Annotated in this window: 13 protein-coding genes; 7 read left to right on the forward strand and 6 right to left on the reverse strand. The window is 39.0% G+C overall.

Translation table 11 applies throughout. The annotated features are described in order from the left end of the window. Positions 1–51 precede the first annotated feature (51 nt). Together NST63_RS03455 and NST63_RS03460 are read left to right on the forward strand one after the other, a co-directional pair. Positions 52–549, forward strand: coding sequence for a DinB family protein (locus tag NST63_RS03455; protein WP_180213656.1), 498 nt, complete (start codon positions 52–54; stop codon positions 547–549). A gap of 408 nt (positions 550–957) precedes the next feature. Beyond that, the gene (locus tag NST63_RS03460; RefSeq protein WP_078110384.1) at positions 958–1,443 is read left to right on the forward strand and encodes a hypothetical protein; all 486 of its coding nucleotides are present in this window, start codon (positions 958–960) and stop codon (positions 1,441–1,443) included. A 95-nt stretch (positions 1,444–1,538) separates the two neighbouring features. On the opposite strand, the gene NST63_RS03465 is transcribed toward NST63_RS03460, so the two are convergent. Beyond that, entirely contained in the window at positions 1,539–2,339 is an 801-nt protein-coding gene (locus tag NST63_RS03465; RefSeq protein ID WP_180213657.1) for a helix-turn-helix domain-containing protein, read from the reverse strand. Between the two features lie 70 nt (positions 2,340–2,409). Then, positions 2,410–3,345, reverse strand: coding sequence for a polyisoprenyl-teichoic acid--peptidoglycan teichoic acid transferase TagU (gene tagU / locus NST63_RS03470; RefSeq protein ID WP_071974681.1), 936 nt, complete (start codon positions 3,343–3,345; stop codon positions 2,410–2,412). A 285-nt stretch (positions 3,346–3,630) separates the two neighbouring features. On the opposite strand from tagU, the gene nagA reads away from it, so the two are divergent. The 3 genes from nagA (at position 3,631) to NST63_RS03485 (ending at position 6,273) form a co-directional block, all read left to right on the forward strand. Beyond that, positions 3,631–4,779, forward strand: a complete 1,149-nt coding sequence (gene nagA / locus NST63_RS03475) for an N-acetylglucosamine-6-phosphate deacetylase (RefSeq protein WP_341041267.1) — start codon at positions 3,631–3,633, stop codon at positions 4,777–4,779. 2 nt (positions 4,780–4,781) lie between these two features. Next, a complete protein-coding gene (gene nagB, locus NST63_RS03480) occupies positions 4,782–5,498 on the forward strand; it encodes a glucosamine-6-phosphate deaminase (protein ID WP_071974683.1) in 717 nt (238 codons plus the stop codon). A gap of 64 nt (positions 5,499–5,562) precedes the next feature. Next, positions 5,563–6,273, forward strand: coding sequence for a UTRA domain-containing protein (locus NST63_RS03485; protein ID WP_180213659.1), 711 nt, complete (start codon positions 5,563–5,565; stop codon positions 6,271–6,273). A 978-nt stretch (positions 6,274–7,251) separates the two neighbouring features. Here NST63_RS03485 and NST63_RS03490 read toward each other — a convergent pair. From NST63_RS03490 to NST63_RS03505, 4 genes are all read right to left on the reverse strand, one after another. Next, positions 7,252–8,067, reverse strand: coding sequence for a DUF2785 domain-containing protein (locus NST63_RS03490; protein ID WP_341041268.1), 816 nt, complete (start codon positions 8,065–8,067; stop codon positions 7,252–7,254). A gap of 18 nt (positions 8,068–8,085) precedes the next feature. Beyond that, positions 8,086–8,889: a protein phosphatase 2C domain-containing protein gene (locus tag NST63_RS03495; RefSeq protein ID WP_341041269.1), complete on the reverse strand. Its 804-nt coding sequence runs from the start codon at positions 8,887–8,889 to the stop codon at positions 8,086–8,088. Next, positions 8,876–9,337 (reverse strand): HIT family protein, encoded by a 462-nt coding sequence (locus tag NST63_RS03500; RefSeq protein WP_341041270.1) that lies wholly within the window; start codon positions 9,335–9,337, stop codon positions 8,876–8,878. The genes NST63_RS03495 and NST63_RS03500 overlap by 14 nt, the downstream gene beginning before the upstream one ends. A gap of 229 nt (positions 9,338–9,566) precedes the next feature. Then, entirely contained in the window at positions 9,567–10,607 is a 1,041-nt protein-coding gene (locus NST63_RS03505) for a LysM peptidoglycan-binding domain-containing protein (protein WP_341041271.1), read from the reverse strand. A gap of 184 nt (positions 10,608–10,791) precedes the next feature. Between NST63_RS03505 and NST63_RS03510 the strand changes: the two genes are divergently transcribed. Continuing rightward, entirely contained in the window at positions 10,792–12,798 is a 2,007-nt protein-coding gene (locus NST63_RS03510; protein ID WP_341041272.1) for a penicillin-binding transpeptidase domain-containing protein, read from the forward strand. A gap of 813 nt (positions 12,799–13,611) precedes the next feature. Next, positions 13,612–14,760, forward strand: coding sequence for a metallophosphoesterase (locus NST63_RS03515; protein WP_078110135.1), 1,149 nt, complete (start codon positions 13,612–13,614; stop codon positions 14,758–14,760). Positions 14,761–14,798 lie beyond the last annotated feature (38 nt).

Below are 14,798 nucleotides of genomic sequence, written 5' to 3' on the forward strand. Positions count from 1 at the left end.
TAAATGACTTAAATTTTTAAGTATAAACAAACTGTAAGGGGGATTAAAGGAATGTACCATAACATTGATGAATTTATTTTAGAATGGAAAGCAGAATCAGCAGCTACAAGCCGCTTACTGGATGTGCTAACAGATGAGTCATTGCAACAGTCCATAATACCAGAATACCGTACATTAGGACAGATTGCTTGGCATCTAGTCTGGGTTATTGGAAGTTTATCAAGCGATGAGCTTCAATTAAAAAAACCGGATGGGGAAGAAAGAGCACCCTCGTCTGCAAAAAAAATCGCAGATGAATATAAGAAGGTGTCACAAGCATTGGCTGATGCAGTGGAAACACAATGGAAGGATGTTGACTTGCAGAGTTCCCAGGAAGTCAATGGGGAGGAATGGTCAAAGGCGAAATCCTTGCATTTGTTGGTCCAGCATGAAGTCCATCATCGCGGACAACTGACCGTGCTCATGCGTCAAGCAGGATTACGACCGCCTGGCATATATGGTCCCACATTTGATGATTGGAAGGATAAAGGACAAACTCCATATATTTAAATGGATTTATTAGCACTATTAAGAGGAAAAGTGTACGTGATTCAAAGCTAGCTACCAACCTACACAAATTGAATGTTCCCGCTACGACGTGTAACAGGAAAACGATAAATGAACTAGTGATTATGGCGAAAGAAATGGAAGAATCGCGTTATTGATTAACTATTTTTACAGCAGCAAATGATAGGAGCTCTAATCCCCAGTACATTTTTGAATGAATTGGGGATTATTTTAGCTCCATTGAAAGAAAATGAAACTTTTTGTAATGGTGGTACGTAATTTTAAATGAAGGCTGTTTAGTAAAAAGCTTAACAGCCGGCTTCTACACCTAATTAAAGATTCAGCGGTGTTTTACTTCAATAGCAATAATGTTTGAGAAAGAGCCTTCATAAAAGATAAAGGAGGGAAGAGATGAAAAAATGTTTTGGCTTCATTTTATCTTGTTTTTTACTCATTAGTTTAATTGGATGTAGTAAAGCTACGGTAAAGGAGCAGGATGTTGAAAAGTTTATTAAGCAATATAAAATCGAACAGTATACAGTTACAGACCCCAATTCTCCTCCAGATGTATCCAACATTGAAGAAAAAGTAAGTAAGTACCTATCTAAAGACCTTCAAGAAAAGCATCATTTAAATCGTTTATTTCAAATAGCACCTGAAATCTCTAAGAAAACAAAGAAAAGTATCGAGCTAGAAGATGTAGAATTAAAAAAAGTAAATGAGAATAATGATGGAACAATCAATTATCATTACACATTAAAAATTAAGTTTTATGATGAAAAAGCTTCAAATGTAGTAGAAAAAAAGGGGGATTTAACCATTTCGAAAAATGATGAACTAAAAATCATCCAAGAAAATGAGGAGCGAGATACGAAAATTGGAAATGAAATTTTTTAAGTGAAAAGAATAGAACAAAAAGACGAGATGATCATTTTGTCTCGTCTATATTTGGTAAACGATCTAACGTTCATCCATTTTTTTGTCTCTGTTTATTATATTGACTTTCGGATATACTCCTCAGGGGAACGCCCAACAATGCTTTTAAAATCTCGTATAAAATGACTTTGATCATAATAACCTAAGTCAGCTATTAATTGCTGCCATGGTTGAGGGTGACCATTTGAAAGCTGATCTGCTACCTCAAGAAGCCTGTATCGTCGGATCACCCACTTTGGGCTAATACCTACATATTTTTTAAATAATCTTTGGAGTGTTCGTACCGAGAGATGAAAATGTTCAGAAATATCCTCTACTGTATTGATCAGTGGATCAGATTTCATTTTTTCGATAATCGCGTGAATTTGGAGAAGCGTTTCATCTTTGTTAGGTATTATGGAAAAAAGGAATGATTCGGCAAGATCAATCATTTCTTTTTGATCAGTAAGGGAGAAGATACCACTCTCTAATTCATTCATAACTTCGCCAAATATATCCTGAGAAGGGATGGCCTGTCCTGTAAAATGATCCATTGACTGTCGAACAAACGGATAAAAAGCACCAGGACGAAACTTGATCCCAAAAACCGTACCTTTTTCTTTGAGAAGAATTGAAAATTTTTCCATGACTACACCGTAAATAGAAGATTGGTTCTTTTCGAATACAAGATGCACAGAAGGATGTGGGAGATTTTCGGACAGATAAGGTTTCTGTCCCCTTAAATCCCAATTTACGATCCAATAATGTTCGATAAATAGATTAAGCTCTGGTGAAGGTGAGTACAAATCAAGTGAAAAATGTTCTTTTCCCGTCTGTACATTAAGCAACCCACTTGGTTTTTTATTATTCGTTTCCAACAGTATTCACCTCTTATGAGTGTCGGCACCATTATGCAGAAAAGTTACATGCATAAATGGTACCAGACACTTATTGCAATTCTAAGTGCTTCTTTAACCGGCTTTGTACATTTTGAATTTCCTCTTTAGGTACAATAAAGTAGTAAATTCCATCAATCTTTGTCCCTTGCCCTTTTAGTTGAAAGGGCTCAATTTTTTCACGAGCATCTTTATAATACTTTTGAATAGACTTCATCTCATCAAAAGTAATATTTGTTTCTACGTTTTTTCCTAGAGCTTTAAACACATCATTGAATCTAGTTAAGGATGTAAAGCTCGCTCCTTTACTAATTACACCCTGGATGACCTGGCGTTGTCGTTCCTGGCGGCCAAAATCTCCGCGAGGATCTTCCTTTCTCATGCGGACAAAGGAAAGAGCCTCCTTGCCATCTAAGTGTATTTGCCCTTTCTTAAAATGGTTGCCTTCATAGCTAAAATTTAAATCATTATTTACAGTAATTCCATTGAGTGCATCAACTATATCTTTAAAGCCTTCCATATTCACCTTAATATAATAATCAATCGGTATATCTAGAAATTTTTCTACTGTATCCATGGACATTTCCACACCACCAAATGCATAGGCATGGTTAATCTTATCCTCTTTTCCCTTTCCAACGATTTCTACCCGTGTATCTCGAGGGATACTAAGCATTTGCACGGATTTGAACGTCGGATTCGGATTTACCGTAAGAACAATCATTGTATCTGATCGTCCGCGATCACCCTTTCGTTCATCAACACCTAGCATTAGAACGGAGAAGGGGTCTTGCCTTTGAAATGTAATTTCCTCCACCCGAGTACTTTCTCGTTTAATGGGGGTGTGCATAGTATTTACTGCCTTCGTTAGAGAATGGTAAATGGAGTAAGCGTATGCTCCAGCTCCAACTAGTAATAACAGCAAAACAACGCCAACGATTTTCCATCTTTTCTTTTTTCTTTTCTGTTTTGCCCGATCTGAACGCATGACGCATTCCTCCAAAGGGATTATTTTCTGTTTTCTATCGTAAGATTACCAAATAATCTGTCAATTGTGTATGAAATTTTTTTTGCAAGCGTTTAAGGCAAGAATCGATGCAACACTTTATACGAAACGAGCCATAATAAAAAGGGAAAAAGTTATTAGTGTATATCACCATTCATTCATTGACAATAACAAAAATACATACCATAATTGGTATAGACAACTATATAAAAAGTATCAAGATAAATTTATTATTTCCTAAAATACACGGAAAATGAGGTGATTGCATTGGAACAAAAAGTGGTAATCAATGCAAAAATTTATACTGGTGAAGGAATCATAGACAATGGATTTTTACGTATCGAAGGGGAAAAAATCTTAGAAACTGGATCGATGAATGCCTATCAATCGAATCCAAATGTAGAAGAGATCGATGCTTCAGGCAAATTAGTGATTCCAGGGATGATTGATGTACATATCCATGGTGGCTATGGAGTGGATGTTATGGATGCGGATCCTGAAAAACTTGTTTTCCTTAGTGAACAACTGCTTAAGGAAGGAGTTACCTCTTTCTTTGCAACAACGATTACTCAAGATTATCCAGCAATTGAAGCGGCACTTAAGTCAGTAAAAGTAGCGAAAGAGTCCGGCAGAACGACGATTGAAGGGGTTCATTTAGAAGGACCGTTCATTTCTGAAAAAAGAGCAGGTGCGCAACCTCTCGAATTTATCTCAGACCCAGATATCGAATTATTTTTAAAATGGCATCATGCATCAGGGGATCAAATCAAATTGGTTACGTATGCACCTGAAAAAAATGGTGCACGTGAGTTTGAAAACATCATGATTGAAAATGGAATTGTACCATCAATGGGACATACGGATGCTGTGCGCGCAGAGCTTCTAGAGAGTAAGACGACCCATGCTACTCATTTATACAATGGAATGCGCGGGCTTCATCATCGTGAAGCAGGTGTTGCAGGGCATGCATTATTATCTTCACATATTCAAGCAGAGATTATTGGAGACGGGATTCATATTCATCCCGATATGGTCAATTTAACATACAAAATAAAAGGGGCTAAGGGAATTGTCCTTATCTCAGACGCAATGAGAGCAAAAGGCCTGCCAGACGGGGAATCAGAGCTTGGCGGACAAAAGGTAATCGTAAAAGACGGTGAGTGTCGCTTGGAAAATGGCTCTCTTGCAGGCAGCATATTAACGATGGATCAAGCATTCCGCAACATTATTCAATTTACTGGCTGCTCAATTGAAGAGGCTGTTCAAATGAGCTCTGGCAATCAAGCGAAGGAATTCGGACTCCAACATAAAGGGTTTCTGAAAAAAGGTATGGATGCGGATTTCGTAATCATGAATCAAAATTTACAAGTAGAAGAAACCTATCATTTAGGAAAACAATATAGAAGAGGGGAATAATCATGGAACTTTTAACTTTTACAACAGTTGATGATGCAGCAGCAAAAGCATTTGATATAATAAAAGAAGGAATTGAAAAAGGCAGCATTCGTACTTTAGGTCTTGCCACTGGTGGAACACCATTGAAATTTTATGAGAAATTTCGTCAATCTAAGCTAGATGTATCAAATATTTCTACAGTCAATCTTGACGAGTATGTTGGACTAAAGGCAACAGATGAACATAGCTATCATAGCTATATGAACACAGAATTATTTTCTCACATGAATTTTAAAGAATCATTTTTACCGAATGGGATGGCAGAGGACCTAGAGAAAGAATGCTTACATTATGAATCCATTCTGCAAGATCATCCAGTGGACGTTCAGATCCTAGGGATTGGCGAAAATGGACATATCGGCTTTAATGAACCAGGCACTTCCTTTGATTCATTAACACATGTCGTGGAATTGACAGAATCCACTCGTGAAGCAAATAAACGCTTTTTTGAGAAAGAAGAAGATGTTCCGACCCATGCTCTTTCAATGGGGATTCAATCCATTATGGCAGCAAAAAAAATCATCCTATTAGCTTTCGGAGCTAACAAAGCTGAAGCAGTGAAAAGAATGCTCGAGGGATCAGTTGATGAAAGCTGTCCGGCATCTGTTCTGCAAAAGCACCCAAATGTGGTTGTCCTTGCAGATACTGAAGCAGCATCATTATTAAAGGCTCTTTGCTAATAGCTTGGTGAGAATCGGGCCCTTCTTTCTTGAAGTAACCTAATAAAAAAAGTGGGGAATACCAGTGATAAATAAAGAATCACCGATTCCGATTTATTATCAAATTCAAGAACATATAAGAAAAAACATCAAGCAACAAAAATGGAAAAAAGGCGAGGCCATTCCATCTGAGCGGATTTTAACGGAGCAATTCGAAGTCAGTCGAATGACGATTCGACAGGCAGTACAAGGCCTTGTTGATGAAGGAATTCTCACTCGTAAACGAGGCAGTGGAACCTATGTTAGTAATGAAAAGGTCGAACAGCCACTAAAGGTAATCACCAGTTTTACTAAGCTAATGGAACAACGAGGGAAGAAAGCGGCCAGTAACATTACCGATTTCTACATTAGAAAGCCAACTGAAACAGAGGCACATCAGTTGAACATTGATGCTGATACAGATGTCTATCATATTGAACGAATTCGTTTGGGCGATCAAATCCCGATTGCGATTGAAACCTCAATTGTTCCAGTAAAATTGGCTGAAGGGCTAACAAAAGAGGATATTCAGCATTCACTCTATGAATTCATCGAAGTGAAAAAAGGCTACCCATTAGGAGATGCGAAGCAATCAATCGAGGCCATTGCCGCAAATAAACAAACGGCAAGTCAATTAGACCTCCCAGTTGATTCCCCAATCCTGCAAATAGAGCGTGTCGCTTACCTAAAAAACGGCGTTCCCCTCGAATACGTCCGTTCACAATATGCCGGAAGCCGATTTAAATTTTATTTATGATTAGAAGATGTACCTTAGGATTTATTCTTGAGGTACATTTTTTTGGGTTAAGTGGGGAATGTGTGCTAAACATGGGTTTTTAGGGAAGAATATGTGTCAGAGATCAAATTTGAGACAGATGTTCATAGGTAAAAGCCGGATATGTGTGTCAGAGGCGATGCATGAGACAGATTATCATGGGGAGAAGCGAAAAATGTGTGTCAGAGGCCAAGCATGAGACAGATTTTCATGGGTAAAAGTCAAAAATGTGTGTCAGAGGCGATGCATGAGACAGATTATCAAAGGTAAAAAGCAAAAATGTGTGTCAGAAGCCATACTTGAAGCAGATTATCAAAGGTAAAGGCCAAAAATGTGTGTCAGAGGCCACGCATGAGACAGATTATCATGGGGAGAAGCGAAAAATGTGTGTCAGAAGCCAAGCATGAGACAGATTATCATGGGGAGAAGCGAAAAATGTGTGTCAGAGGCCAAGCATGAGACAGATTATCATGGGTAAAGGTCAAAAATGTGTGTCAGAAGCCAAGCATGAGACAGATTATCATGGGGAGAAGCGAAAAATGTGTGTCAGAGGCCGTACTTGAGACAGATTATCATGGGTAAAAGTCAAAAATGTGTGTCAGAGGCCATGCATGAGACAGATTATCAAAGGTAAAGGCCAAAAATGTGTGTCAGAGGCTGTGCATGAGACAGATTTTCAAAGGAAAAAGCGAAAAATGTGTGTCAGAGGCGGTGCATGAGACAGATTTTCAAAGGAAAAAGCGAAAAATGTGTGTCAGAGGCCAAGCATGAGACAGATTATCATGGGTAAAGGTAAAAAATGTGTGTCAGAAGCCAAGCATGAGACAGATTATCATGGAGAGAAGCGAAAAATGTGTATCAGAAGCCATATTTGAAGCAGATTTTTAATGGTAACACCAAAAAATGTACCTCAGATTCCATCCCTGAGATACATTCATCCAATTAACGACTAGCTCCTATTCAATCTGCCACAAAAGGATTGAATTTGCGCTCGATGATGATTAAATCTTCCACTTTTCCGAGTCCTTTTGCAAGTAAACCAAATGTAAGGCATCGTATAAAATGTTTGATATTGATGCGTCGCGTCATGGAGGTTAGATCATTTTCTGCTGGTAATTCAATGCGTTCTAGCCATCCACATAAAGTGGAAAATGGAACCTTGCCCGATTCTACCATAGCAATGATAGGAATCGTGATTCGTTCATCCTCTTCCGCATCATATACGTGGGGAGCTCCTTCGATCAAGTGTACAAGGCTATCCCAAAGCCTGGCGCATTCATCTAGACTGGTAAAGCGATGGCGAACACACTCATCAATAGCATCTGATATATGTGCTGGTCCATGCGCCCAACCTTTTCCTTCCACATACGAACGGTAATCCTTTTCTAAGCGGCAATATAAATTTATTCGCTCCAACGCTTGAAAAAATGCAGCTTCACCTAAAAATTCTTCCCGATTATCACGGATCAAAATAAGCGCAATGAGTAAAGCGGAAAATGTACGCTTAAATACATGATCCGATTCAGCTTCGCCGATTTTAAAAAATAGCATATCATCTGATATCGCTTGCTCTAGTAGGATAGACAATTGCGAACCAGTTAAAAAATTTTTCCTAAGCAACCAATTTGCTAGAATGCGATAGCCTAATTCATCCCTAACCTCCGCATCCGTAGATCCAAGGACACCAATCACTTGCTGTACGGCTTCAAATTCATCTAGCCCCTTAGGTAGGGCATAGTCATGAAGAATAATTTCATATAGCTGTTCTTTTAACAATATAATAACCTCCTGATGTTACTTAAGATCGCTAGGTATGCATCCTTCCTTTGAGACATCAACCTTCCAAGTAAGGATGGTTGTGCTATCTCTAACATGATGATCTTGAATAGTGCGAAACAGCGAATGAACCATATCTTCGCAGGATAACTCGGTACCACTATGAAAGATTTTATCTGGCGTTGAAAAAGGATCACCTGGACATTCTACTAACCCATCTGTTGTTAAAAAGAGGTGATTTGAACCTTTTCGTAATTCTCTCGTTCCAGTGCTATAGCATGGGACATCCAATTCAAATGTATTGACTTGACCAACCCACTCATAAAAATGTCTTTGGTTCAGTTGGTATTGACCTAATGTGGCAAGTTCGGGATGATGTAAGTAAAGCAGGCAATCTCCAATAGAAAACCACCACACGAATTGAGCTTTACGTACAACAATTAAACAAGCAGTCTCACCTTTTACCTCACGACAAGCTTGCAGGCATTCTTCCCCCTGAAAAATATGTAGAATCTTATGTTCTAGTACTTTATTAAAATCTTTCTTAACAGCAGGGACTAAAACATCCACAATCTCCGCTTTCTTATTGGTGAATGTTTCAATAACCAACTCGGCACTTTCAGCAGAATAGTGGGCATCAAGGATCATTGCAAATTCCCAATCATTCTCTTCATCTACCCAAACGAGGCAGCCATCCTCGTTTTTATTTGAACCAGATGAGGAATTTCCCCCGAAACGCCCTACCGTAATAGGACCTACATTGTTGATAGTTGGTTCATCGACAAAGTTCCTTTCGCTTCCTACCCAATTAAATTGTTTCATCATCATTCTCCAAGAGATCGTTTTTGATTCGCTCACAAAGCTCAGATACTAAATGCTGATCTCCCATCGGAGCATCCGGCCAATCATGAACAGACATCGGTCCCCAATATTCCTTCGGTGTGTTCGGATATCGGGGGACAAGATGCATGTGGAGATGAGGGACCGAATTTCCTGATACGAGGGAATAAATATGTTCTGCATTTTCCGTACGTAATAAAGCCTTACTCACTCTTGCTATGATCACTCCAAAAGCCTTCGCCTCATCCATATTCATATCACCAAGTGTAGGCACATGTCTTTTTAAATCAATCATAATATGGCCTAGATAGCAGGGCTCTCCACCATGATCGATATGACCGACATATACATATTCATCCTCGTAAATTGTCTTTCCAGCTGTTTGTATGGTTCCAGCATGCTTATCACAAATGAAGCAATTATTATCCAATATCCTCACCCCAATTACATATTTTCGGAATTATAACACAATTCGCAGCGGTTTCCTATATTTTTACAGCAAACATTTATTTTCAGCCTAACATGACATTTCCCGGGAAAGTATGTAGAAGATTGGCAGATAGTTAAATGAGGATATCTAATGAAAAAACCTTGTGAGACTCTGGGAAAGAGTGGTCACAAGGTTTAAAAATAATAAGGTATAATTGCAAGAATCCAAACTAATTTATAATATATAATCTCTTAAATCCATCAAAATGTGCCTTCCAATAGGAGTTATCTAATGATGAAATTTGTACACCGTTATCACTTGCATGAATAAATTGATTATTTCCTATGTATATTCCTAAATGGGATATGCCTTTCTTGTACGTATCAGCAAAGAAGACTAAGTCGCCAAGCTGTGGTGTATTTATATAATATGAACGTCCGTAATATCCTTCGCTTGATGTACGTGGAATTTGAACTCCAGCTTGATTAAACGCATAATAAATGAATCCGCTGCAATCGAATCCAGAAGGATCAGCTCCAGCCCAAACATATGGAGTACCTAAGTATTTTTTCGCCACATCAATTAGTTTTTGACTTGAGTAACCTGTTGATGATGACCCATTATTAGGTGAAGTGATTTGATTCGAATTTGAATTAGTAATGAGTGTTTGTCCTACGTAGATTAGATCAGATGTTAAAGAGTTTAGTTTTTTCAATTCATCAATGGTCATTCCAAATTCTAAGCTGATTTTTCCTAAAGTATCGCCTGCCTTTACGGTGTAGGTTGGGGCAGCTGGATTGACATCGCTTGCATTTGAAGTGGAATTTGAACCTGAATTTGAAACGGTTGATTGAGATACCTTCAACGTATCACCAGGGTAGATCAAATAGGAATTAAGATTATTCCATGTTTGAAGTTGAGCTAAAGTGATATTATGTAGGCTTGCAATTTTGGATAAGGTGTCGCCTGCTTTAACGACATATGTTTTTACTTGATTCTGATCAGAAACAGTTGGTTTGGAAACACTTTGCGATTGATTAGGTTTGGAACTGCTAGTAGATACGATTAAGGACTGATTAAGTAGAATATTATCCGACTTTAATTGATTCCATTCTTTTAACTTTGCTACAGATGTCCCGTATTTATTAGCAATTTTCCATAAGGTATCGCCCTTTTGAACCTTGTATGTATCTGCATATACAAATGCTTGCGGAGCAAGGGCGGTTGTAAGAATCGTGGTTGCAGCAACCGACACTAATGGTTTTTTCACAGCGTATTTCCCCTTCTTTCTCTATTATGTCTACTATTCTAGCAAATTTCGCGACCAAGGTACTACTAATTTTTAGAAAATATGAGAAAAGTCCTATCAAATAAAAATACATAGATAATTTTCTTCATGGATGATAGAGAGAATGAGTATAATAGAATTACGAAAAAATAAGGAGGTCTTTTTTTTGAAAAAAGCTATCTTTTTTATTTTGCTTTCATTATTCGTATTAGCTGCTTGTGAAAAAGAGCCGACACCTAATGAGAGATTCAATGAATATGTAAAGCTTTGGGAAAAAAATAATTTTGAGAAAATGTATTCAGATTATCTTTCATCTCATTCAAAGAAAGAATATAAATCGAAAGACTTTGTTGATAGATATCCGAAAATCTATAAGGATCTTGAGATTAAGGATGTAAAGATTACTTTTAAAAAGTTAAAGGAAGAGGACTATAAAAAGAAAGATAAGGTCTCTGTTCCAGTCAAACTATCGTTTCAAACGATGGCAGGCGCTGTAAATTATGAAGAAAAAGTGACGCTGAAAAAAGAGGAAAAAGATGATCAAGCCAATTGGTATATTGATTGGAAACCAAATTTAATTTTACCAGGACTTGAAAAGGGAGATAAAATTGTACCTGAAACGATTAGTCCGCAAAGGGGAGAAATCCGTGATCGTAACGGAAGTGGCTTAGCGATTAATGGAGAAATCTATGAGGTAGGAATTGTCCCTGAAAAAATGGGTGGTAAGGATGCAGAAGTGAAAACCCAACTAGCTTCACTATTAAATATGTCTGTAGAGGAAATTGATAACAAGCTAAATGCTGGTTGGGTGAAACCGAACTTGTTTGTCCCAATTAAAAAGATTTCATCAGAGAATGAAGCCTTATTACAAAAATTATGGGCGCTACCGGGAGTAGATAAACAAGATACCTCGGGAAGAGTGTATCCATTCGGAGAAGCAGCTGCCCATTTAGTTGGCTATGTTGGTCCCATTACTGCGGAGGAATTAGAGAAGCAGAAAGGGAAGGGGTACACTGCGAACAGTGTTATTGGAAAACGTGGCTTAGAGCAATTATTTGAAGAGGATTTACGTGGAAAAGCCGGAGAAAAAATTTCGATTATCAAGTCGGATGGATCGGAAGAAGTGATTGCTGAAGAAGAAGTGAAAAACGGGAAAAATATTTCCGTAACGATTGATGGGGAGCTACAAAGCAGAATTTATAATGAAATGAAAGGAAATGCTGGTACAGCTGCTGCCATTCATCCATTAACTGGGGAAGTCCTATCATTGGTAAGTTCTCCATCCTTTGATCCGAATGCATTTGCTTTAGGACTATCAGGTGAAGAATATTCGAAGCTTGAAAAAGATCCATTACAGCCTTTAATTAACCGCTTCGCCCTGTCTTATGCACCGGGTTCAGCCATCAAGCCAATCACGGGCGCAATTGCCTTGCAAAATGGAACCTTAAAAACGACCGATACTAAAACGATTAGCGGCAAAACATGGGGAAAAGGTGGAAGCTGGGGTGGATACGAAATTAGTCGTGTCCATGCAACATCTGGCCCAATCAACATGGAAACCGCACTAATGTATTCGGATAATATCTTCTTTGCCCAAGCAGCGCTCGATATGGGCGGAGATAAATTTGTTAAAGGATTAAAGAATTTCGGATTTGCTGAAGAAATTCCATTTACCTATCCTTTGAAAAAATCACAAATCTCATCGGATGGAACATTGAAGGATGGAGGAATTTTGCTTGCGGATACAGGCTATGGCCAAGGACAAATGCTTACCAATATCCTGCAGCTTGCAACCGCCTATACCCCATTTTTAAATGGAGGAGACATGCTGAAACCCTATCTTTTAGTAGGTGAAAAGAATACAGGAATCTGGAAGGAAAAAATCATTAGTCCAGAAAACGCACAAGCGGTCTCCAAAATGATGCGACAAGTAATCGCAGATCCACGTGGAACGGGGCATCGAGCAAACCTTCCAAACGTTGAACTAGCTGGAAAAACAGGAACAGCAGAACTCAAAAGCTCCAAAGAAGATAAAAACGGAAAAGAAAACGGCGTCTTCGTCGCTTACGATTCCAAAAACAAAGACCTCCTCATCGCCCTCCTCATCGAAGGCGTCCAAAAAGGCGGAGGCAGTAAAATCGTTGTAGAAAAAGTAGCAAATATCTTCAAATAGAGGGACAGCGGGTCGGTTCTCTCGTCCCCTTTGTGGGGACGAAAGAACCGACTTTTTTGTGTGGGACAGGGGGACGGTTCTCTTGTCCCTTTAGTGGGACGAAAGAACCGACCTCTTTTTGTGAGTGGGATTTAGAATTTGCGCGAAACAACATCAGATTCGTGCGAAAGAATTTAGAACTCGTGCGAATGTTCCTCAACTTCGTGCGAAAGAACCGATATTGTGTGAATCACCCTCCGATTCGTGCGAAAGAACATCAAATTCGTGCAAATCATCCCCAATTCGCGCGAAAGAGACCAGAATTTGCGCGAATCAACATCAAATTCGTGCGAAAAGGATACGAAAACGTGCGAATGTCCTCAAATTCGTGCGAAAGAATCGAGATTGTGTAAATGGCCCTCAAATTCGTGCGAAAGAACCGAAATCGTGCAAATCATCCTCAATTCGCGCGAAAGAGATCTGAAGACGTGCGAATCGCCCTCAAATTCGTGCGAAAGAATCGAAATCGTGCAAATCCATCCCCAATTCGTGCGAAAGAGACTAGAATTTGTGCAAAAGAACATCAGATTCGTGCGAAAGAATCGAAATCGTGCAAATCCATCCCCAATTCGCGCGAAAGAGACCAGAATTTGCGCGAATCCCCCTCAACTTCGCAACGGAATCGAAAATTCACTCAAACTTCTCCTCATCCCCAACGAAATCCATATACGCAAATCACTCCATCCACACTCAAAGAAAATGAATGATTTTCCACACTTTGGCACATTCTATAAATCCAGTTGAATTTTTTTCCTGGAATGGGGTGTGCTCGGTATGAAGAGGAAAATCGTAGTTACATTGGTTTTGGTGATTGAGATGGTTGTGCTTTTTTCTGTGATGCCATATGGTGCGGCGGAGGAGAGTACATTAGCCCCTGTTCAGTTAAGGATTCTTGAGACAACGGATTTGCATGGTCGGATGATGAATTTCGATTATGAGGAGAATAGATATACAGATGAATTTGGGCTGGTGCGGACGGCCAGCTTGATAAATAATGCTAGGGCTGAGGTACCGAATACGCTTTTATTTGATGTCGGTGATTTATTGCAAGGGAATGAGCTTGCTGAATTTGCTGCCAAAAAGGGGAAGGTGGAAGAGGGGAATTTACATCCCGTTTTTAAAGCGATGAACCTCCTTCATTATGATGCTGCGACATTTGGAAACCATGATTTCCACTACGGGTTTGATTTTCTGCATCATTCAATTTCAGGTGCGAATTTTCCTTATGTAAACGCGAATATCTTTATCAATGATTATAATAATACTGATTTTGATGATGTGAATTTTTATGAACCGTATGTCATTCTTCGGAAGAAAGTGGTGGATGCATTTGGCATTAAGCATCCGGTGAATATCGGGGTCATTGGTTTTGTCACACCTAAGGTGATGCAGTGGGAAAAGAAAAGCTTAGAAGGGATGGTCAAGGTTAAGGATATTGTCTCCACAGCCGAGTATTTCATTCCGAGAATGAAGGAGGAGGGGGCAGACATCATCATTGCACTCGCACATTCCGGACTTGACGCTACAAAGAACGAACAAGATGAAGTGTATCCGCTGAGTAAAATTGAGGGCATTGATGTTATCCTCTTTGGCCATCGACATGTCGTTTTTCCAGATCAATCGAGGTTCAAGAACATTGAAGGTGTAGACAATAAAGCAGGTACGATTAATGGAGTAGCAGGAGTAGAGGCAGGTAGCTGGGGGAATTACCTCGGAATCGTTGACCTCATTATTGAGCAGCAGGAAGGTAGATGGAGAGTCACTCAGTCAAAATCAAAGGCAGTCCCCATTGTGAAAACTATCAAGAAAAAAAAGAAAGCTACTGTTAGTAGTGATAAGTCCATTGTAGATGCCGTACGAGAAGATCATGAGAAAACGATCGAATATTATCAGAAGAAAACAGCCAGAAAAAAAAGAAAGTAACTTATTTGGAAAGGTTACTTTCTTTTTTGCATGCTCTG

The organism is Heyndrickxia sp. FSL W8-0496, from assembly GCF_038007825.1.
Lineage (GTDB): Bacteria > Bacillota > Bacilli > Bacillales > Bacillaceae_C > Heyndrickxia > Heyndrickxia oleronia.